The 21551-nt window shown below is 66.3% G+C and carries 19 protein-coding genes and 1 pseudogene; 5 read left to right on the top strand and 15 right to left on the bottom strand.

What is annotated here, in order from left to right; genetic code table 11:
• The 3 genes and pseudogenes from BMY97_RS43015 to BMY97_RS43025 all read left to right on the top strand — a co-directional run.
• Nucleotides 1-219: pseudogene (locus tag BMY97_RS43015) on the top strand (conjugal transfer protein TraC); the annotation flags it as partial.
• Between the two features lie 77 nt (nt 220-296).
• A complete protein-coding gene (locus BMY97_RS43020) occupies nt 297-1133 on the top strand; it encodes a GP88 family protein (protein ID WP_091629089.1) in 837 nt (278 codons plus the stop codon).
• A 46-nt stretch (nt 1134-1179) separates the two neighbouring features.
• Entirely contained in the window at nt 1180-3681 is a 2502-nt protein-coding gene (locus tag BMY97_RS43025; protein ID WP_091629091.1) for a type IV secretory system conjugative DNA transfer family protein, read from the top strand.
• 352 nt (nt 3682-4033) lie between these two features.
• On the opposite strand, the gene BMY97_RS46635 is transcribed toward BMY97_RS43025, so the two are convergent.
• Complete coding sequence (locus BMY97_RS46635; protein ID WP_143086492.1) at nt 4034-4672, bottom strand: hypothetical protein; 639 nt, start codon at nt 4670-4672, stop codon at nt 4034-4036.
• Nucleotides 4673-4863: 191 nt separating this feature from the next.
• On the opposite strand from BMY97_RS46635, the gene BMY97_RS43040 reads away from it, so the two are divergent.
• Together BMY97_RS43040 and BMY97_RS43045 are read left to right on the top strand one after the other, a co-directional pair.
• On the top strand, nt 4864-5793 hold the full coding sequence (locus tag BMY97_RS43040; RefSeq protein WP_245787792.1) for a replication-relaxation family protein: 930 nt from the start codon (nt 4864-4866) through the stop codon (nt 5791-5793).
• Between the two features lie 132 nt (nt 5794-5925).
• On the top strand, nt 5926-6924 hold the full coding sequence (locus BMY97_RS43045; protein WP_091629096.1) for a C40 family peptidase: 999 nt from the start codon (nt 5926-5928) through the stop codon (nt 6922-6924).
• A 9-nt stretch (nt 6925-6933) separates the two neighbouring features.
• On the opposite strand, the gene BMY97_RS43050 is transcribed toward BMY97_RS43045, so the two are convergent.
• The 14 genes from BMY97_RS43050 to BMY97_RS43110 all read right to left on the bottom strand — a co-directional run bounded on the left by BMY97_RS43050 (nt 6934) and on the right by BMY97_RS43110 (nt 21545).
• The gene (locus BMY97_RS43050; protein WP_091629098.1) at nt 6934-7230 is read right to left on the bottom strand and encodes a DUF802 domain-containing protein; all 297 of its coding nucleotides are present in this window, start codon (nt 7228-7230) and stop codon (nt 6934-6936) included.
• A 165-nt stretch (nt 7231-7395) separates the two neighbouring features.
• A complete protein-coding gene (locus tag BMY97_RS43055) occupies nt 7396-7737 on the bottom strand; it encodes a hypothetical protein (protein WP_091629100.1) in 342 nt (113 codons plus the stop codon).
• Between the two features lie 52 nt (nt 7738-7789).
• Nucleotides 7790-8485: a hypothetical protein gene (locus tag BMY97_RS43060; protein WP_091629102.1), complete on the bottom strand. Its 696-nt coding sequence runs from the start codon at nt 8483-8485 to the stop codon at nt 7790-7792.
• A gap of 446 nt (nt 8486-8931) precedes the next feature.
• A complete protein-coding gene (locus BMY97_RS43065; protein ID WP_091629104.1) occupies nt 8932-9411 on the bottom strand; it encodes a hypothetical protein in 480 nt (159 codons plus the stop codon).
• A 109-nt stretch (nt 9412-9520) separates the two neighbouring features.
• Nucleotides 9521-10243, bottom strand: coding sequence for a hypothetical protein (locus BMY97_RS43070; protein WP_091629105.1), 723 nt, complete (start codon nt 10241-10243; stop codon nt 9521-9523).
• Between the two features lie 152 nt (nt 10244-10395).
• A complete protein-coding gene (locus BMY97_RS43075) occupies nt 10396-11982 on the bottom strand; it encodes an ArdC family protein (protein ID WP_218157014.1) in 1587 nt (528 codons plus the stop codon).
• 89 nt (nt 11983-12071) lie between these two features.
• Nucleotides 12072-12920 carry a DUF7192 family protein gene (locus BMY97_RS46640; RefSeq protein WP_143086494.1) on the bottom strand — a complete coding sequence of 283 codons (849 nt, stop codon included), beginning with the start codon at nt 12918-12920 and terminating at the stop codon, nt 12072-12074.
• Between the two features lie 75 nt (nt 12921-12995).
• Complete coding sequence (locus tag BMY97_RS43080; protein WP_091629109.1) at nt 12996-14183, bottom strand: AAA family ATPase; 1188 nt, start codon at nt 14181-14183, stop codon at nt 12996-12998.
• Nucleotides 14184-15697: 1514 nt separating this feature from the next.
• Nucleotides 15698-18826, bottom strand: coding sequence for a LysM peptidoglycan-binding domain-containing protein (locus tag BMY97_RS43085; RefSeq protein ID WP_091629111.1), 3129 nt, complete (start codon nt 18824-18826; stop codon nt 15698-15700).
• On the bottom strand, nt 18823-19245 hold the full coding sequence (locus tag BMY97_RS49285) for a hypothetical protein (RefSeq protein WP_281246970.1): 423 nt from the start codon (nt 19243-19245) through the stop codon (nt 18823-18825). The genes BMY97_RS43085 and BMY97_RS49285 overlap by 4 nt, the downstream gene beginning before the upstream one ends.
• Nucleotides 19242-19697, bottom strand: coding sequence for a TadE/TadG family type IV pilus assembly protein (locus BMY97_RS43095; protein WP_091629113.1), 456 nt, complete (start codon nt 19695-19697; stop codon nt 19242-19244). Before BMY97_RS43095 ends, BMY97_RS49285 begins: the two co-directional genes overlap by 4 nt.
• Nucleotides 19694-20164: a TadE/TadG family type IV pilus assembly protein gene (locus BMY97_RS43100; RefSeq protein WP_091629115.1), complete on the bottom strand. Its 471-nt coding sequence runs from the start codon at nt 20162-20164 to the stop codon at nt 19694-19696. Before BMY97_RS43100 ends, BMY97_RS43095 begins: the two co-directional genes overlap by 4 nt.
• Nucleotides 20164-20604 carry a hypothetical protein gene (locus tag BMY97_RS43105; protein WP_091629117.1) on the bottom strand — a complete coding sequence of 147 codons (441 nt, stop codon included), beginning with the start codon at nt 20602-20604 and terminating at the stop codon, nt 20164-20166. The genes BMY97_RS43100 and BMY97_RS43105 overlap by 1 nt, the downstream gene beginning before the upstream one ends.
• Complete coding sequence (locus BMY97_RS43110; protein ID WP_143086495.1) at nt 20601-21545, bottom strand: hypothetical protein; 945 nt, start codon at nt 21543-21545, stop codon at nt 20601-20603. Before BMY97_RS43110 ends, BMY97_RS43105 begins: the two co-directional genes overlap by 4 nt.
• Nucleotides 21546-21551 lie beyond the last annotated feature (6 nt).

Raw genomic sequence — 21551 nt, forward strand, 5'->3', positions numbered from 1 at the left:
GGTCTCCTGAGCACCGGCACCCAGCGGGTCGCGTTTCAAGCTTTGGCTTCACCGCAGGAAGATGCCTTGATCACCACAGATCCGGCCGAGCTGGCTCAGTACGCAGATCTCGAAGGTAGCACGGACGACAGCGGATTCGTCGACCTCGGCATCGAGGACGCCGGGCCAGGTCTTGATGCGGACGCGGACGATCACGTCGACCTCGACCGTGCCGCCTAGCGCAACTGTGGATTGCCTCAGCCACAACCGTTTCTGCTCTCTCTTTGTTTCCCGACTTTCGTTTCATGAGGTGAGGTATGTCTTCTTCCACCACCGTCTCCGGAGTTCCGGCGCGGCCGGGCCGGTTGCTGACGCAGAACCGGGAAATGCGCGCAATCGGTGTCTGGAACTGGACGCTGCCCGCGCTGGCCGCCCGGCTGCCCGACGGCCGGACACAGGTGACCTGTCCCGCAGCCTCGGCGTGCGCCCGAATCTGCTACGCCCGCAACGGAACCTACCTCTTCCCCGCGGTGAAAGCGAAGCACACCGCCAATCTCGCGTATGTTCTGGACGACCTGCCCGGGTGGGAAGCCGCCATGATCAGCGAGTTGTCGGCGCCCCGCTTCGCCGGGACATTCATCCGAGTGCATGACGCCGGGGATTTTTTCTCTGATGCCTACACCCTGGCGTGGCGCCGCGTGATGAAAGCGAGCCCACAGGCGACGTTTTACGCCTATACCAAGGAAGTCCGCCGGTTCAAGCGGTTGATCGAGCCCGACCCGCCCGGGAACTTCCTGTGGGTCTACAGCTACGGCGGTCGCGAGGACTCCGCCATCGACCCTGATCGGGACCGGGTCGCCGACGTGTTCCCCGATGCCGACGCGATCGCCGCGGCCGGGTGGTCCTCGCAGGAAGCCTCCGACCTGCTGGCAGTGCTCGGCCCCCGGCTGGTCGGGGTGACGGCAAACCGCATCCCGCAGTTCCTCAAGCGCATGGGCGAGCGGCGGCTCTCCGAATGGCAAGCCGAGATCGACGCCAAACGGGCACGCACGCGGCGCAGTCACCTCCGGCTCGTGCCCGGCGACCGGCCCACCTCGGCCCCTGCGCCCGGAAGCCGTCCGGGACCGGACGACGCCGAGCGCGACGCTGCCTGAACCCGCAGCCTCCTTCGGACTTTCCCTGCGCGAGAAGAGGTTCTTGATGTTTCCTGCTCAGTCTGTCGTCGCGCAGGCGGGGATGCTCGCCTCGCCGGTGCAGGACTACCTGCGCGATCCCGCTGGCGCGGTGCGCGCGGTGGTCACGGCGCTGCGGGACGTCGCGGTGTCCTGGGGCCCGGTCGCCGGCCCGGTCCTGGTGCTCGTGGTGACCGGTCTCGCCGTGGGGCGCCGGTGGTGGGCGCGCCGGTGCCATGACCGGATGGCCGCCGACGCCCGGGTGGTGACGGTGCTCGCCCCGCCCGCGGTCGATCCGGACGGTGCGGCGGCCTTGTACTCCAATTTGGTCGGGCTGCTGCGGTCCGGGTGGAAGCGCCGGATACACGGTCAGCCGCACGTCGTGTGGGAGTACGTGTTCTCCCACGCCGGAGTCGCGTTGCGGCTGTGGCTGCCGGGTGTGGTGCCGCCCGGGATGGCCGAGCGCGCAATCGAGGCCGCCTGGCCCGGCGCGCGTACCCGGACCACCCCGGCCAGACCACCGATCCCGCTGTCCCACCCGCCGGGGAAGTCGGTCGAGGCCGTGGGCGGCGAGCTGCGCCTGGCCCGCACCGAAGCCCTGCCGATCCGATCCGGCTTTCCGGTCGACCCGGTCCGGGCGCTGCTCGGCGCCCCGGTCGGGCTCGCCACCCACGAACGGGCCGTCGTGCAGATCCTCGCCCGCCCGGTCACCGGCGCCCGCGTCGGGACCGCGCGGCGGGCGGCCCGCCGAGTCCGCGCTGGCCGCTCCGCGACGCCGGCCGGGCGGGTGCTGGACCTGCTCACCCCGCACACCGGCTCCCGCACACCCCGCGCCACAGCGACGAAGCAGGTCGTCGATCACCAGACCTCGCTCGAAACCTCGGCGCAGGACCGGGTCATCGTGGCCAAACAGCGTGGCTCCCAGTACGAAACCCGCATCCGCTACGCCGTGGCCACCCTCGTCCCCGAGCACGCGACCAGCACGGAAAGAGGTCCGGTGCGCGAGCACCTGCGCGGACGCGGCCACGCCATCGCCAGCACGTTCGCGGCCTACACCGAGCACAACTACTACCGCCGCGCCCGCCTGTCCCACCCCGTGCAGGCCGTGGCCGAGCGGCGGCTCGGCTCCGGTGACCTGCTCTCGATCCCGGAACTGGCCGCGCTCGCGCACGTCCCGACCGACGAAGCGGTGCCCGGGCTCCAGCGTGCCGGGGCGAAAGCGGTACCGCCGCCGCCGGGCATCGCCACCGAAGGCCCCGGGGTCAAGCCGATCGGGATCACCGACTCCGGCCACTCCCGCCCGGTCGGGCTGCGCGTGGCCGACGCCCGCCACCACCTGCACATCATCGGCGCGACCGGGTCAGGCAAGTCCGAGCTGATGGCCCGGATGATCCTCGACGACGCCGACGCCGGCCGCGGCCTCGTCGTCATCGACCCGAAGGGTGACCTGGTCGCCGACGTCCTGATGCGCCTGCCGGTACGGCTCGGGGAGAAGGTCGTGCTCTTCGACGCCGACAGCCGGTCCCGCCCACCGGTGCTCAACCCGCTCGGCGGCGCCGACACCGCCCGTGCCGTGGACAACCTCGTGTCGATCTTCTCCCGCATCTACGCCTCCAGCTGGGGGCCCCGCACCGAGGACATCCTCCGCTCCGGGCTCCTCACCCTGCGCGCGCTTCCCGGTACACCCGTCCTGACCGATCTGCCGAAACTCCTCACCGTCCCCGCGTTCCGGCACCGCGCACTCGAACAGGTCTCCGACGACATCCTCACCGGCTTCTGGACTTGGTACGACGACCTGTCCGACGCCAGCCGGGCCCAGGTCGTCGCACCCTTGATGAACAAACTCCGCGGGCTGCTGCTCCGCCCGTTCGTGCGGGCCTCCCTCGCCGGCGGCGAGTCCACCGTGGACATGAGCGCGGTCCTCGACGGCGGGATCTGCCTGGTACGCCTGAACAAGGGCACGCTCGGCACGGACACCGCCCGGCTGATCGGGTCGATCATCGTCGCCCGCACCTGGCAGGCCGCCATGCAGCGAGCCCAGATACCACCGCGCGACCGCCGCGACGCGGCGTTGTACATCGACGAATGCCACAACTTCCTCAACCTCGCCTACCCGCTGGAGGACATGCTGCCCGAATCCCGCGGCTACCGGCTGGCGCTGATCCTCGCGCACCAATTCCTGCTCCAGCTACCGGCACCTCTGAAAGAAGCCATCTCCACCAACGCCCGCTCGAAGAACATCTTCGCGGCCTCACCCGAAGACGCACGTGACCTCGCCCGGCACACCGCGCCCCGGATCTCCGAACACGACCTCGCCAACCTCGGCCGCTACCACATCGCCGCACGGCTCGTGCTCGACGGCGAGGAAGCACCCCCGTTCACCGCGGTCACGGAGAAGCTCCCGCCCGCGATTCCTGGGCGCAGCAAGAAGATCCGGCACCTCGCACTAGTCAACACCGATCCGCCGTCCGCGCCGGAGCCCGTAGAGCACGTCCAGCCGGCGGCGTTCGACCCCCGCCGCGCAGCGTGACACCACCACGCGCTTTTCCTTTGCCCGCAAGCACCTTCTCACCCGGCCCGGACTGGTGAAGGGACGGTATTCCAACACTGCATTATTCTCTGACCTCGCCTGTCCTTGGCATGAGCGCGATGCTAAGCCCGACCATGGCGGCCTCGGCGTGATCGTCGACGCCTTCAGGAAGCGCGCCGACGCCGTACGGTTGCTCCGACTGCCAGCGGTAGCTCGCCCTCGCGGCTTCACCGAAGCCCCGCCACTGGATTGCGGTCGGCGAACCGAGCAAACCGGTCCGGTGCTGCGGCCTCGCAGCGCCGACCCGCGCCCGAACTGGGCCACCGTCCCACTCACACCATGTCGATATCCGTTACTCCCACCAGTCAGGGCAACGATCAGCTGGATCGTGGTTGGAACACGACAACCCATGGAGCATCTCGATCGCGAACACCGTGGATGACTGCTGCAGCGCCAGATCGTGACTCAACTCCCGCTCGTCACACGATTCGTTGCCCATCGTGGTGATGACCGGCATCCATTCGCCACCACCGGTGGCGTACTCAGCCCAGGTGTAGCCAGTGTCCACTCTGTTGTGGACAGCATGGTTACGTCTCTTCTGAGCTTTGCGTATCTGGCGTACGTGTGACTGCCAAGCGACCTTGTTATGGTTCGAAAGCTTGTCCCAAATTTTCTTCAGCAGTGCACCAGCCATCATTTTCCCAGGTTTTGCCAGTGGATCCAGCTTGCGCAGGATGCAGCCGAGCACGGCCTCGGTTTCAGCCGCTTGGGCCATGATCAGACCGCGAAGCCGTTGCATGGCGGACGTGTCAAAGCCGCCAGGCTCGCCGCGTCCGTCCTCGCTAGGTCGCCAGTAGATGTCATTGAGGATGTCCGACCACTCACGTAGCTGCTCACCGAACTGAGGCCTCTGAAGGTCCCGCCAGTCGCCGGGTGGCGAGTCGTCACGTAGATCATCCCATTCCGGCGGCACCGCCTGCTGTTCTTCCACACGGACAGTATGACCTGATCGTCATCTCAACGCCACTGAAATAACGACTGATAAAGGGTCGATGTTCTGTGAATGATTCCAGCATTCCGGTGTCCGGCTAAGGTGCACGCTTGTCATGTCAGCCTGGCCAGCAAGTACAGCGACTTCTTCATCTTATCCAATGCTGCACCAATGCAATTCCGCTCATTTCCTTGGAGGTATCCGTCATCGTGGTCAGCAATCCCACCCCGCAGCGCCAGTTGCGCACCCACCGGCCGGAACGCCCGGTGCAGCGTGTGCTCAACTCCGCCGAGCACCATGCGTGGCTGGCCCGGCATCTCACCGACCGCGACCGGTGGCTGTGCCGGATGCTGTTCGAGCACCACGTGCTCACCAGCACCCAGATCATCGACATCGCCTTCACCGGCCGCCGCGCCGCGAACCTGCGCCTGCGCAACCTCTACCAATGGGGCGTGGTGCACCGGTTCCAGCCGCACCGCGACCGCGGCTCACACCCGATGTACTACGTCCTCGACACCGCCGGAGCCGTCGCGCTCGCCCGCGAAGACGGCATCGACCCCAAGGAGCTCGGCTACCGCCGCGAACGCGAGATCGGCCGCGCCTTCTCCCTGCAGCTCGCGCACACCGTCGGCTGCAACGGCCTGTTCACCACCCTGGTCCACCAGGCACGCCAGCCCGGCGCCGCTGGACAGCTGATGGCCTGGTGGTCGGCGGCCCGGTGCGGGCGGCACTGGGGCGACATCGTCACCCCGGACGGCTACGGCCGCTGGCGCGAGGCAGGGCGGGACGTCGAGTGGTTCATCGAGTTCGACTTCGGCACCGAGCCAACTGTCCCGCCTGGCCGGCAAGCTGGCCCGCTACGAACGCCTGGCCGGCACCACCGGCATCACCACCCCCGTGCTGATCTGGCTGCCCAGCGCCGCCCGCGAATCCAACGCCCGCCGGGCATTGGCCGAAGCGCTGCGCGGACTCGACCGGCCTGCCCGGGTACCGGTGGCGACCACCAGCGGCGACGCCGCCGCCGACCCACTCGACATGACCGCGCCCCGCTGGCGACGGGTCGACGAACCCGGCGCCGCCGGGCGGGTGACACTCGTCGATTTGCCCGCGCGCTGGCCTGAACTGCGCTCTTCGGCGCCGGGCAGCGGGCAGCGTCCAACGGGCGTCAACCCGGCCGCCGAGCGCCAGGACCTAGCGCCGCCCTCGCCGATGCCCCCGCCCGATCCCGTACAGCCCTGGAGGTGACAGGCGCGATGGGCAGGATCGCCGCGGCCGGGGCCTCGTTAGTGTTCGTGCTCATCCTGCTCATCGGCGGCGGCACGATCGCCGTCGTCCAGGCCGTCTTCGGCAGCTCCGGCGGGAGCGCGAACTGCGCTCCCGCCGTTGCGACCGCGACCTCGGCCGCCGGATACGGCCCGCAGGAGATGACCAACGCCGCGACGATCGTCGCCGTCGGCAAACGCATGAACGTCCCCGAACAGGGCTGGGTCATCGCCATCACCACCGCGATCACCGAGTCCCAACTGCACAACCTCGACCACGGCGACCAGGACAGCGTCGGGCTGTTCCAGCAGCGGCCCTCGCAAGGCTGGGGCACCGTCGCCCAGATCATGGACCCCGCCTACAGCAGCGAACAGTTCTACCGGCACCTGCTCGCGTCGCCGAACTGGCAGACCATGCCCGTCGCCGAAGCCGCCCAAACCGTGCAGCGCTCGGGCTTTCCCGACCGCTACGCGACAAATGAGCAGACCGCCCGCCAGATCCTCGGCGCCGTGCAAGGCGCGACCTGCAGCACCAGCGACGCCACGCCTATTCCGGTGACCGGCCCGGCGAAGATCGTCATCGACGCGGCGCGCTCGCAACTCGGCGTCACTTACGCCTGGGGCGGCGGCACCGCCACCGGGCCCAGCCGCGGCATCCGCGACGGCGGCGTCGCCGACCAACACGGCGACTACACCAAGATCGGCTTCGACTGCAGCGGCCTCACCCTGTTCGCCTACGCTCAAGCCGGAATCTCCCTGCCCCACCAAAGCGGAGGCCAATTCAACGTAGGTACCCGGATACCCCGATCGGCTGGCCTGGCCGTGCTGAATCCCGCAGACCTCGTCTTCTACAGCCCTGAGACCATCCACCACGTCGGGATCTATCTCGGCAACGGGCAGATGATCAACGCCTACGAATCCGGCACCGTGGTCCGAGTCCAGCCCGTCGACCTGAGCGAGTACGCGGGTGCCGTCCGGATCTTGCAGTGAGACGATCAATCACCCGATGATCTCGATGGAGTCGATCCGTCGTGTGTGATCAACATCGTCGTGTTCGAACGTGCACAAAGGCTCACTGAGGACTTCGGGATTCTCGTGCAGCATCTCCCGCAGTTGCTGCGCTGTTGCGTCGGTGGCGGCCTGCTGGCGGGAACATGCGGCCTCCCAGAGCTGCGCCACCATCCGGCCTTTCGCGAGCGGGTCCGGCACGAACAACTCCCGGGCTTCATCCACGGTCAGTGTCATCTCGAAGGACTGCATGAACGTCCACGAGATAAGGAAATCCGGAGTACTCATCAGTCTCTTTCCTATCGGGGCAGTGGGTGTGGTCCGGTGCGGGGACGACCTCGCTTGCCCGTCCCCACACCGGATGCGTGCTTTGCTGTTCATGAGCTGGAAGTTGCCAGTAGCCGAGGCCGCGAGCGAGTGCGCTTTACTGGCAGGGCTTCGCGCTCGGGCCGTTCACTTGTCACTATCGATGCGAAGGAGTTCGGCCAGCGCCAGCGGTGGCTTCTGCACGGGCCGCGGGGCCGCCGTCAACGTCTCTGCGTTGGCGGCGGTGTGGAGTGCGTCCAGCTTGCGGCGAACGGCGCTGAGTGACTTGTACGGATGGCCCATGGATCCGTGGTCTTGCGCCGCCTGGCTCTGCAGAGAGCACACCAACATCAACGCTTCTAATGGGCTCATCTCGAAGACGGCTGTAGTCGCGGTGAGTCGCACAGTGGCAGCCTGCTTGCTGGTCATCGTTTCTTTCAGCGCGGCAATGTTGCCCTTGGTCAGTTTGGTGAGTTTCACTTCCGACATGACATTTCTTCCTTCTATTTTCCGATTGTCGTCATAGGTTTACTGATCCGAGTTACATCGGCCTACGCATCCATTCGAATGAGGCTCCGATGGAGTACCGGCCGTCGTCATCGGCGGAGATCCGGGCAGGCAGGTAACCGTCCTCACAGGTCGACTGATAATCGATCTGCACGACGTTGTCGCCGTCCCAGTAGGCGTCGTCGAACCCATCGGAGTTGTCGTTGATCCAGGCCACGACAGCCTCCGCGACCGGACGTCGGAAGCGTGGGCATCCGGCCTTGCTCCACCCACAGCCAGCTGAGGGCAGCGCGGGAAAGGCAGGCTCAACGCTGTCGATGGCGACCAGGATTTCATCGTCCTGCGGTGTAAGCCGTGCAGAGTCGGCCTGCGCCGCGGCATCGACCCGCGGGCCAGGGGTCGGCACAGTGAGTTCCCAGCACCATCGGCGGTAGCCGATCGCATAGCGGCCGTTCTCGTCGGGTTCGATCCGTTCCGGCCGGTGCCCTTCAGCCTCCAGAACGGTCAGCACCTCGCCGTCGAAGCTGGCGGTGTCTGGCCATTCGTCGGGATCCTGCGCGTGCATCGCGTTGATACACGCGGCCACAGCCTCAGCGACCGGACGTCGGAACCGAGGCACGGCGAAGCCGTTCCACCGCTGATGGTCGATAGCAGCCGGGAACGCCTGCGTGGCGTCGTCGAGCGCGACGTACACCTCGCCGTCGACGGCGGGAATACTGGGCGTGTACATAACAAATCCTTTCCATTATTATCAAGTGGCATTACAAACAGGCATAATGCAGGTATTCACCAGAAGTAATATTTCTCAAATTCGCCGCATACATTCGGACTTAAATCGACGATCCACAGATCCACACGGGAACGAATCAAAGACGCATTGCAAATGCATTCGAATCAAGATCAGCGATACTGGGCAATTCGTGCCGCGATGACACCCGAGAAATTCCGCAGCATCGTCTTCGTGACCTTTGCCTGCAAACTGGACATTCACCGCGCCAGTGAGGCGCGTCGAACCGAGGTCGGCCGGGCCGTTCGCCGAGATCGGCACTAGCCTGCGTCGGTCCGGACCGGTTCGTCACCGACTGGCCTGACGTTAGCTGTGTGGTTTGTCTGCGTATCGAGGAACGGGCAGCAGGGAGTAGCTGGTCATAGACGGCACCGCCAGGGCTACCGTCGTCACTTCGAAGCGACGGACTTCGTCAAGATGTCTCGAAGAGTCTTCTCAGGGAGGCCGACCGCCTTGCCCATTCGTTGTGTGCCCCAGTCCGGCCGAGCGGCAGACAACTCGGCGACTGCCGCGTCTCTGGCCTGCTGGTTCTCTCGCTCGTTGTCCTTGACTTGCGCCGTCCGGGCTCGGAGGGTCTTGTGCATATCCCGGCTGGCCTTCCACCGGGCTACCGCGCGGGCGCATCGCACGACTGCATCGTCGTCGGAGTCCCCGGTCTCGGTCGGCATCTCCGTCTCGACTCCGACGAGTTGGCCAGCCCGCGCGAGCCTGAGCAGCAGGTCGACCTGTTCCCGGACGGAGGACTGCAGCTCCGGCAGTTCGTCCCCGCTGTACAGCGCCTCCACCGAGGCGCCACCCCCGCCGACGATGAACTCCCGGCATGCTTCGATGACCGCCTGAACCTCCGGCGTCAGCTCCAGCGGTTCCACCGGGTCATCACCTGCGCTTCCCTGTCGCCGCATGTCCTTGCGGCGACCCCGTCGCCGTGTCGGTCGTCGAAGTGGTGACGCTGGCCGGGTCGTCGGTTGTTCGCCCTGTTCAGCCCACTTCGGGTGACACGTTAGCCGGTCCGGGGTGGTAGGCGCCGCCGGGCGTGCTGCGTAGCTGTCCATCCCGCACCATCCTCCGGCATGACTGCTTGACCCGGTCAGCGCCGAGGCCGAGACCGGCGGCGATCTCGGTCGGTGTTCCGCCGGGGTGCTCTCGAACCCACGTTGCGATCTGCTCTCGCGTCCGCTGCGGCTTCGGCCCGGTCTCGTCCTGCAGCTCGCTGGCGTTGTCTCTGGTGTTCGCCGGCGGCTCGTCGCTCCTGGATGAGCGCTGGTGCCGATTGATCAGGTCGGACTGGGCCGGCGGCAGGCTCGTGAAGCCATAGTGCCCGTGCTCGAGACACCAGCGGCGGCGTTGCTGGTCGTACTGCAGCAGGTGCGTGGCGTACGCCAGGCCTTGCTGGGTCACGGCCAATGCGGAGGCGTTGAAGCCGGGCCCTCCGGGTGTGCAGAACGCAACCTCGACCACCGTGTGCCCGTCCACCTGTTCCGGCACCGCCAGGCGGAAGCCGACCACGTCCTGACGGTCGCGCGGCCGGGGCTCTGGTGGCCCGACCTCCACGAGCATCTCCAATTCTGAGGTCTGCGCCTGCGTCACCCACTCGAAGAATTCGCTCAGCTCAGGGTAGGAATCCTTTCGGAGTGCGCTTTCGGCCAGCTCGACGATGTCAATGGCGTCGTCGGGCGTCTCGTATGAGTTGGTGTCGTCCATCGTTGTTCCTCCCATACCTGGTGTTCTGTGTGGCCGCGTGTTCCGTGTGGCCACGGCACGCGTGCATCAGCAGGCGGAGATGCACGCGACCGTGAGCGGCACGGCTTAGCTCCGGTGTCGTAGGTGGCTCTGTTGGTGCGGCACGCACGGCGCTACTCGTCCGAGTTGGATTCCTGTACCGCACGGATGATCTGGTGAGCCGTGGATGTCACCCGCTCGGCGGCTTCGGCAAACAGGTCGGTGTTGCCGTGCGCCCAGCTGGCGACGTCAATTCGGTCATACGACGCGGTGTCCAATCCAATGGCACCGGCCGCGAGTAGCGCCACCGACTGCGCCTGGGCCTCCAACTGGCCGCGGTGTAGTCGGTACTCTTTCGCGTCGTCGACGTGATTGAGCAGGATGTGCGCCAGCTCGTGGAGTGCCGCGAGCGCGGCGGCCGTATCGTCCAACGTGTCGCACACCCACACCTCGCGCGAGGCCGGATCCGTGTAACTGTCTACTCGGCCGGGTGGCCCACCTACCACGTTGTATCCGGTCGCCCGGATCTGAGCGGCAACCGCTTCCCATGCACCTGCAATCTCCTCGTCGGTGGCCAGGACCTGCGCCCCCGCGCCTGCCGGGGCCTGTTCCCCCTCGGTCTGGCTGATGTCGAATCGCGGGGACGGCCGGACGCCGCGAATCGTCATGCGCGGCTTGCCGTCGCTGTCGAAACCGCCCGGGCCTTCCTCCAGCGCCTCCTCCACCGACAGCCGGTACTTGATCGGCTCGAAGATGTAGAGCGCCTTCTCGCCGGTCTTGGGATGGCGCCCGAGCCTCTTCCAGGCTTCAAAGGTCTTCACCATCGACGGGGTGAATCCGCGCTCCGCAGCCTGCAAGGTAATCAACATGAGGTTGTTGAAGCTCCAGCTGGCCCCGAAGCCCTGTGCGGTACGCAAGAACGCCGTCCAGCGCTCACCGTCTACCATTTCGGCGATGCCCGCCTCAAGCTTGCCAGTCAGCGCGTCGACCCGATCTTGACGCTCCTCCGGCGTCAGGCGCTTACGCCTCCCCTTCTGCCCCTTCGCCGCAGTGTCCGGTGACTCCGGCTCACGAGGGGCGGGTTCAGGAGAGGTATCAGGGCGCGCCGCCGGTTCGACCGGCGCCGGAACGTCTGACTTGCTCAGCGCAGCGACAGTATCGGCCATTGCCGGTGCAAGGGCTTTCGGCACCTTCACCTCAAACTTCACGTCGCCGCCGAATTTCCGGACCTCGACAGAGCCGCTGACGCCGTCACCGTATGAACCGAAGTGAACGTTGTTCTGATCATGGCTGTGAGTCCGGCCGTCGAGAGCAACCGACATGGTCTCACGCATCGCGGCGTGTTCAGCGTCTCGGGCGTCACTCTCCGCCTTGTCGACACGCGCCTTTCCGAGCGCCTCCATTACGTTCGGAAGCAATCGCCGCCGGAGCTCAGCTGCGACGTCCCGACTCGTCCGATCCCGGGACACGCTGATCATGAGGCCACTCCGGACGAAGCGCCTCAAGTCACCTGTGACCGCTTCGGACAGAAACAGCCGGTTGTTCCCGGACTTCTTGTGATGGTCCGTGCCTATGCGGATTCGGATATCCTCCGGTCCTTGAAGGTAGGCGTCACTAGCGTCAGCCATGTAGCCGGGCTCTGCTCTCCATTCCTTGCCCAGTTCTACCGCGATAGAAGTTGCTACATGAACCACATTAACCATCGAAGAAATTCCTTTCATCTACAGCGAGAATTTAGGAGGTGCATGCACAGTGAAGGAACCATGCAGACAAGGACCACACAGCACCGACACGGCGCGAACACTTCCTCTCAGTCTTCCAAGATTCCCAGCAGTCGCAGGTAACCGAGTAACGCTTCCTGAACATTCGGAACGTCCACCTCAGAACGGACAGACGGAAGATAGATCGCCCCATCGTGGAGGTCTTCCTTAGGGTCGGCAGGTAGGCCGTATTTACGTCCTATATCCAGCGGCCCATGAAACCGCGATGGAATTTCGTGCATTGCAGGCAAAACTAGCGCACGAAGCATCGCCGGGTGACAGAATGCGAACATTATAAACGCTGGATCTACCGCATCATTCGACCCCTTAACCTGCACTCGGAATCGCCCGGAAAACTTTCCTTCACGACTCTTCTTTCCCTCACTGTTAATACTCACATCAGCCCACAGCTCTGAAGAAAATCCGAGTTTCGACAGCGCGAAAGCCAAAGCTGCGATACCATGGCCGCGCTTTTTGATACTGTCGACGGAAACGACGGAACTATACGCAACCGAAGCACAGAGCACGATTACGCGACCCGATCGCGTGGTTGGAACAATCTCATAGTTGATCATGTTTTCTGGCTCTTTCGCAAGATATCTCCCCACGTCAACCTCGCAACCTGCAACATCCCATATCGAGCGGAATCCTGTAAGATCATGCTCGCGGTCCACTAGGTCAACCGATTCCGCCGCAATCTCCATGGCATCCTCGGCTTCACTAATCCAACCTTCAGAGGCAAGTTTTCGCACCTCTTCACGGGAGTTGACTCCGTGCCAGTCCTCTCGAAAGTTGCGACCTTTCAGGAACACGTCGAGATAACTTAGCCCCACCTCGGCCATTTCGGAAATCGAGTCGTATACATATTCTACTTCATTCGATAGCTGATTTACACGCATTGATTACACCTCTTAAGGTAGAATCCGAATAATCGACGTAGAGTGCGGTACTTAGCTTGACCGAACTGGCCAGCGTCAGCACGCGGCGCGGAGCTTGTTCCAATCTTTTTCTCCCATGCCGCGATGCACACGGGACTCAACCGCCGCGTCCCAGGTTTTTCCAGCGGCAAGCAGGCGGCACATGCCAACGCTTGCACGGGGCGAGATGACAACCGTCATGGCGCTCTCTTCAGCGTTTTTTCGCAAGCGTCGGACGTAGTCGAGGACTTCGAGAGCTTTTTGCTTGTCAATCCCAGTAGCCAAGCACAACGACTGCTCTAGGGCTTCATCTACTCCTATTGTTTCGATGGAAAAGCGGTCAAGGGTAGCCGCGTCGACTTGCTGGCGTCCAACGTACGCACGGTCCGGGCCGCGCCCATAGGTGTTGGCCGACGCCACACAGCGAAAGTCAGGGTGACGTTTGACCATTTGATCCGGGAACGCCATGTGGCCATTCGCCAAACTTGCATTGATCACCGCGAGGACACTTGGGTGCCCGTTGTCGAACTCGTCGAAATGGAATACTCCACCGTGCTCGAACGCTTCCCGGAAAAGCGACCTGACGTACTCACCCTCAGCCTGCATATACCCGATAATTTGAGAGGCCGCAGTCATTGGAGAAAGACTGATTGAGTAGTAAGGAATGCCGATGCTTTCCGCCGCTTGCTCCGCAATGGTACTCTTACCGGTACCCGCCGGGCCGACCATCAGCACATGCTCGCCCGCAAGCAGGTCGGTAGTCACGTCAGCAAGCTTTTCGTGAGAATTTGGAATGATCCTACGCTCGCCGGAAGCTCGCTCCACTACAGTACGCGTCGGCACGATGATGTTATCCATCTCGGATTTGATCATTGCGGCAACCTCGTCCCGATCAACTTTCGGAGCAAGACTCGCCACCAGCGATTGAAATGCAGCGAAGGCGTCACCCGCAGGAGCAGACAGGGTAGGAACAGGGGTCGACACAGCTTTCTCCTCGTGCTCGTTGGCCGGTACGGCACTAAGCTTGTTGGGTGCTTTTTCTTCCACCGCACCCGAGGTGGTGACATCGTCTCCAGCACACTTGTGCAGTGTCCCGGCGGCGCCGATTAGCACCCACTTTCCGGAAGTATCGCAGTCCTCGCAATGGTCGCCGCCCTGCTCCGTGTCATGAGCCCAGTAAAGCGACCTGTTGCCACATTTCTTGCAACCGCTCCTTATTGTTCGCCTTGAATGCTTGACCAGCATCGTAGATCATCTCCTCACGGCTTTTCTTGGCGACTTTTTACTTTGTGCTCGCTGCCGGAATTGAACCGGTCTGCAGCCTGATAAGGCAGAGGCTTCCTAGCCAGCGGCACCCGGCCAAATGGCGGCCGATAGTTTAGAGTGTCCAATACGCGCCTGGCTCTTACTCACGTCGCGCACCTGTCCAGACCTACGGAGTAGCCGTGTTTACGGTCCGCTTGGCTTTCTATTTGCGCTGTTGGTGCTGTCACCGCCGACACGTGAATCATTCACCAGGGATGGGCACTTCGTTCTCAGCGTTCACGCCTGGTCTCACAAGCCGGACAAGTCGACGGCATGAACCATGAGCGGGACGCATTCCCGCGAACGTTTGTACGTATCCGTTCCATTGGGTCGAATACGGAACACTGAGAGCTGTCTCACTATTGAGATATCAAGCTTCTTTACTGCACAAGGCGCGATTACGCGCTACACAACGGACATCGCGGCGGGTTTCCACTTCGCACCGGACAATGATCCGGCATGAAGTGCACCGTGATGACACCCCTTCCCTTGCGGCTAGCTAGAGCTAGCGCCCCACGTCACGCACTTTAATCGCGTTGCGCGACACGGCAGGAATTCACTCTCCATCTTGGCCAGCAAGCGGTTTTCCGTTCAAATAACGGCGATCTAAGCCCAGGGGGTGGCCCGGTGTGCATGCAGTTCTCAAAGATCAAATACTGAATCGAATCGCCGCTCTTCGCGTCGGCGGGAGTCCTTCACCGGCTCCGCGTCAAGCGGTACGTCATATACATTGCCACCCCGTACGGGGATTTGCAAGATTCCCCGTACGTGATCCAAGTCACATCTGAAAACTTGCAGGTCAAGGCGCTTGAATCGCGCTTCCGTCAGCCAAATGGAGCAACGACGACGCCCAAGGGATGAGCAAGGAGGTGGGGTGGCCGTGGTTGAGACAGGAGTCAGACTCAGTGAGCAGGCGCGAGCTACGGCTAAGGGCTTAGCGTCAGAGCTAAGGGCGTGCGCAAGCTAAGGCTAAGCCGCCCAGACCCGGGCCCTAAGCAGTTCCAGGGGGCTTAGCGCGCTTACGCGCCTGTCGATCCTCTCACTGTCAGCGCTTAGCAGGTTCCAATTTATGTCCACAAAGGACACCTGGCGCCGGCGGTTGGGACGGGTAGCTGCACCACGCCGAACGGAGGCGGAAGAAGTGCTTCAGACGATGGAGTGCCGTGCTCACGAGAGGGTGACCTGCGCACTCAACATGACCCCGGAATCACAGAGGAGACAGCCGACCACCCCCACACCGACTCTTCACGTGCCTGCTGGCGACGAAGTCGGGGGGAGCGCCGGCACCGACGGTGCCTGATTGACCTGGGACAAGGAGGGAGGCTGCCCACTCCTCTCTAGAGGGATCCCGCAGGAGAAGCCAGACGAGAAGGAAGAAAGGAAGTTGGACAGGCAGACAACTTCGGATCCGAATTCGTATCTCCGCGACACCGGCCGAAGATGCTGATAGTGGCTCAGCTGGCTTGCCGGTTCTGGATGTTTGACTGTTGCAGGGCCGCGGCGAGGTTGAGAGTGCCTGGGTCCAGGCGTTGGTCGAGTCCTGCCAACGAGGTGGTGAGGATACTCAAGGTACGCGGGATGCTGTCGTGCTGGCCGAGGCGCGCTTGGACGCGCATGAGGTCGCGGTAGATCGCTTCGTTGTAGGGGTCGAGCCGGCGGGCGTGTTCGAGGAGGGCGAGTGCGCGCTCGGGGTCGTCGCCGCGGACGTGGCGGATCAGGGTGCTCAGCGCGTCGAGTACGTCGCGCCGGAGCGCTTCGCGGGGGCCGTCGATCCAGTCCGCGGCGATGCCTTCGGCGAGGTCTGCGCGGTACAGCTCGGTGACGCGGTTCAGCGCCGCGACCGCGTCGGTCGGCGAGCCCTGGCGGCTCGTGGTGAGCGCGTCCTGCAGCTGCCAGAGGTCGACGGTCACGATCGTCGGGTCGAGCCCGTAGTGGCCGTCCTGCAGGACGGTGAGGTCGAGGGTGTTGTCCTCGGTGGTTCGGCGAAGGCCGCGGCGCAGCTGGGACAGGGTGGCGTGGAAGCTGTTGTACGGGCGTTCGCCCGGCGCGTCCGGCCAGAGCGCGGCGGTCAGGGTCTCCCGGCGGCAGCCTGCGCGGTGCAGCGCCAAGTAGACCAGGATCTCGCGTTGCCGCGGCGCGAAGGCGCCGATGAGGTCGCGGGGCTCGGGGTCCGCGCGGGTCAGGTGAAGTCGGCCGAGTACCTGCAGATGCAGCCGCGTGGCCGGGTTTCCGGATGCCGGCGGGTGCCCCGCGGTCGTGGCGTCGTCGGGCACCGCGGATGGTGTGGCGAGCCCGGGCAGGTCATTGCCGGTACCCCGCAAGGACGGCCCGCTCCCCCTGGTGTCCACTGAGCTGGAGGGGACCGCCACCGGATGCCGGGCAGGGACGTCGAGGTCCGCCAAGGCAGACGCTGCCGCCGTTTCGTTACCGGGTGCTGCGGGGACGAACTCGTGCTCGGAGATGTTCTGCTCGGTTGCCGCCGGGCTCCCAGCCCGGCTCGGCCGCGGCGTGGCGGGGTCGTCGGTTGCGCCGGCGGGGTTGCGGCTCGGGCCGTCGCCGCTGGGGTCGGCCGCGTGCAGCAGCGCGAGGAGGTCACGGGCGTCGGTGCCGGGCAGGGTGAACAGCCGGGCTCCGGTCAGGTCGTCGCTCAGGGCGGGGCTGGTCGTCTCCACGGTGCCGTCGTCGCGGACGCGGACGGTGCCGCCGGGTCGCCAGGGGCCGAGGAACACCCCGGCCAGGCCGTAGCGCGCACCGTTCTCGAGGATGGTGTGCGCACGCGGGACCGTGTCCAGGGTGGGAGCCGCGATCACCAGGACGGTTCCGTTGCGCGGCTGCGGTGTGCGCGCGGGCGGGTCGTGCTTGGCGACGTCGGCTGCGTGGGTGCGCGCGAGCAGCTCGGCGTCCAGGACATCGAGGGCCGCGGGCAGATCTTCCACGATGCGAAGTTGTTGCGGTGCCCGGTCCTTGAGGTCGTGCCCCAACAGGGTGCGGGCGTCGGCCGCGGGAATCACGATAGTGGTGTCGATGCCGTCGCTGCTGGCGTGCGCGAGCACGGTCACGATCAGGGCGCGCGCGGCGGCGTGGGCGCCCGGGCCGACGAGCCCCAGCCCATGTGTGCGGGCGAGGTCGAGGGCGATGGCCTGTCCGTCGCGGACGCCGAGCGGCGTGTCCTGCGGCGTCGGCATCACGGCCCGGACCGTGGCCCGCGCCTTGTCGCGGGTCTGCATCTCGGCTGGGTGTACCCGTCCGGGCAGCGCGACCGCGGGCATGTCGTCTTCGTCGGGTGCTCGCGTGGCGGCATCGTGGGCGATGCGCAGCGCGCGGACCACCGGCAGCCCGGCCGGGTCAGCATCGTGCGCACCGGGCCGGTACCAGCGGCGACGCCGTATCCGCACGGTGATCATCGCGAGGGTGATCAGCGCGGCCAGGCCGAGGCCAACGAAGGCACCGGTCGAGAGTGAGACACCGTTGTCGACGTGGACGGCGGGCGCCGGCTGCGGCGCGTCTTGAGGCTCCGAAGGCGCCGGCTGGGCGACCGAGACGGGCGAGTCCGCCGAGGGTTCCGGGTCTGGCGCGAGTGACGGGGCGCGTGGTGGCGCAGCGGGTGTCTCGGGTGGATCCGAGGGCGGTGCTGGTTCGGCGGGGAGGACAATGTTCCAGCTGGGCAGAAGCCGATCGGGGTGGCGGAGCGCGCGGCCGTCGGGTTGGGTGCGGCCTTCGTTGAGGTCGAAGATTTCGGGCCAGGCGGTCGGGTCGCCGAGTTCTCGGTCGGCGATGCTGGAGAGGGTGTCGGCCGGTTCCACGGTGATGGTGCGGCCGATCGCCGTGGCGGTGTTGGCGGGGTTGGGCAGGCCGGTGGCGTCGGCTGGGAGGCGCAGCGTCCGGCGGGGTTGCAGATCCTCGGGTGTGCGCAGGGTGGGGTTGAGCCGCACGATCTCGTGGTAGCGGATACCGGCGCCGAGGTGGCGTTCGGCCAGTCCCCACAGGGTGTCGCCGTGCACGACCGTGTACGGGACCGTGTCATCCGGCGGCGCCGCGGACGCCGGGACATCAGCTGCACGGGCGGCGGGGTCGGGCCCGGTGCCGGTTGCGGTGGCGCGGGATGTGGTGGCGGGGTTCGGGTGTGGCCAGGGTGGTGCGGTGGCCGCGGCCGGTGCGGCGGGCGGGCCGGTGGCTGCGGCGGCGGTGCCGGCGGAGGACGCGACGACAACGGCGGCGACGAGTCCGGCGATCCACCGGCCGCGCGGAACCTGACCTGCCAGACCGCGGGCGGTACGGAGGCCGTGCCGGGTTTGGCGGAGTACTTCGGCGATCACGGAGATGGTCAGGGCCAGCCACCCGGCCCAGGCGACGGCGATGATCAGCCAGAGCGCGAGGTCGCCGGTGAGCCAGGCCCAGCGCAGGGCGTTCCAGATCCGCTCGGGCCATTGGCTGATCGGCACCGGTTCCGACCAGCGGCCGGGAATCAAGCGGGTGGGCCCGGCGTCGAGGGCGAGAAGTCCGCATGGGATTCCGGCGACGAAGGTGAGCAGGGCCAGTGCGGCGAGCACGCCCCGCACCCGTTGCGCCGTGCGGGATGTCATGGGAGGTTGCCGGTGCGGGTGCCGACGCCGAGGTCGGCCATGGCGGTGCCGGTGGCCTGGGCGCTGGCGCCGAGCAGGCCGATGGGGGTGGGCTCGGTGACCGTGACCGTCACCCGGACGGTGCGGGTGCTGGTGATGGTGATCTGGCCGGGGTGCCCAGTGCCGGCGAGGTAGTCGGCTGCGGTGCGGGCGGCGGTGGCGGTGTCGACCCCGACGGTCGGGCCGCGGGTGTCGACGGCGGTGTTCGCGGCGCGGGCGGCTTCGGCGGCCAGCGCGTCGGCGCGGGCGATCGCCCGCAGCCGCGCGGACCCGTCGACCACCAAAGCCAGCACGAGCAGCAGTGCGGGCACCAGGACCGCGATCATCACGCTCACCGACCCGGCATCCCGCGGCGAGGGCAGCGCTGCCGGGCCGGTCACGGGGTGCCTCGGTACGGGTCGGTCGGGCTGGTGAAGGTGCCAGTGATCGTCCGACCGCCAGGGAGCGGAAGAGCGAGGTCGCCGAGCGGAACTTGGCAGGTCACGCTGGCCCGGACCAGCCCGCTCCGGCCGACGGCGATCTGGCCGGCGTCAACCGACACGCTCGACGTACGGCAGGTGAGGCCCTCGCGCCCGAGCCGTTCACGGGCCACCGCCGTGCCGGCCTGGTGCGCTGCGGCGGGACTGCGGGCGAGCGACGCGGCTCGCGCCGCAGCGGCTGCGGCGTTGTCGACCGCCTGCTGCGCGGAGGAGATGCGGGCGCCGGCGATGATCAGCAGCCCGACGAAGAGCACGCCGGGCACGAGCACGGCGGCTTCGACGCTGACCGACCCGGCATCGCTCCAGCGCTGTGCCCTGAGCCGGAGGCCGCGTGCCGCAGCTCGGCGGCTCATGAGCCGTCTCCGTCGTTGAGGGGCACGGTGAAGCGCTCCTTGCTGGCCTGTGCGCTGACGCTGACCGGGAAGTCCAGGCCCGGGATCGGGAGCAGGCGGATCGCGGTGCCGGACACCGCGACCGCGACGGTGGTCGCGGTGACGGTGGCGTGGACCTGTGGTGCGGTGAGCACGCCGCGTCCCGCGCGGTCGGCGAACGAGCGCGCCGCATCGGCCGCCGCGCTGCTGGTGGCGCCGACTGGGCGGCCGGCGTCGACTCCGGCTTGGGCGGCTTGAGCGGCCACGGCATGCGCGTGCCACCACAGGCCACCCTGCACTGCGGAGAGGATCAGCACCAGCACGACGGGGAACACCACCGCCATCCCCACCGACTCCGACCCCCGGTCGGATGCCCGCACCCGGCGCAGCACGTCCCGCCACAATGTCCATATAGGACGTTCAATGCGGGCGATGTCATGGGACTGCATCACGGCACCTGTGCCATGGCCCGCGCGGGCGCGTCACCCGTGTGATCGACAGGCATGGAAGGGCCGCGCGGTGCGGATTCCTTTCCGGGCGGAGGCGTGGGCGGAGTGGACGGTTTCCGCTCGGCGACGGTCCGTTTCGTGCCGGACGTGGTGCCGGGGGCCTTCTTTCGCTTGGCCGGTGCGGGTGTGAGTGCATCGAGCCAGCGGGTGAGGTCGTCGGCGGGTACGTCGGTGAACTCGGCCAGCTCGTCGATCCGGATGATGCCGGCGGAGTCGGCGAGGACTTCGCCGAGCTGATGTTCGATGGCGGCGAGCTGGTGCGCGACGGACGCTCGTTGCTGCGCAAGGTCACCGACGCGTTGTGCAACGGTAGTGCGTTGCTCGGTCAGCGGTACGTCGTTCGCGCTCACGCGACGTCCGATTTCGTCGTTGGTGGTCATGACAGGCCGGTCCCTTCCCCAACGAGGCTGCGCTGGATGCCGGGACGCCGAGCGACCTCTGCGAGCCGGCGGCCCACGGCGCGGGGAGACCAGGCGCTGCGCGGCTGTTCCCAGGGGAAAGGCCCGCCACCGGTGAGGTCGCGGGCCGCGGTCACCCGGCAGAATGTCTGCAGCAGCAGCGATTCCGCCGCAGCCGTCAAGTCGTCCGGCGCGATCATCCGCGTTGATCGGAGTTCCTGTTCGCCATGGTGGCGTAGCTCGGCGTCGTGGAGAGCACGGGTCCACTCGCGGGCGAGGGTGGCGCAGCCGGCCAAAGCCTGTACTGCATCGTCGAGCCGGTGGTCGAGCGCGGCGATGGCCTCGGCGAGCGAGTCAGCCAAGTCACTGTGAGCCGGGCGCTGGGCGAGCTGGAGGGCCAGGATCCGCGCGGTGCGGGTGCGGTCCAGGCAGCCCAGTACCTCCCACGCCAGCCGGTGCGCCGTCGAGGGGAGAGCCGGATCGAGCCACGCGCGCGCCGGGGTGTCGCGCAACTCGTCGACCGCGTCGATCACCCGGGACGCGATGGCATGGGCCGAGGCGCCCATGCCCGTGAAGTCACGGCACCGGAACAACACGATGCCGGCCACTTCGTCGAGCCTGCACAGCCCGTCAAGATGGATACACCTGCCGATGACGAGACAACGGAGGTTGCCCAGCCCGACCCCGATGCCACACAACAACATCAGTGCGCCGAGCACGGCGAACCCCGAGCCGGCAGCGAAGCCGATCAGCACGAACAACCCGCCACCCACTCCCAGAAACGGGACGCCGCGAGAGAAGACGGTGCGCCGCATCTCCCAGGCGCGCCGGGCCGTGGACAGATGCGGGTTCCACAACACTCCATCCGGCTCCTCGTCGAAGCGGGCAGCCCTCACCCGTGCAGCGATGTCCTTGTGTGCCATGGTGTT

This window comes from Amycolatopsis saalfeldensis, assembly GCF_900110575.1.
Lineage (GTDB): Bacteria > Actinomycetota > Actinomycetes > Mycobacteriales > Pseudonocardiaceae > Amycolatopsis > Amycolatopsis saalfeldensis.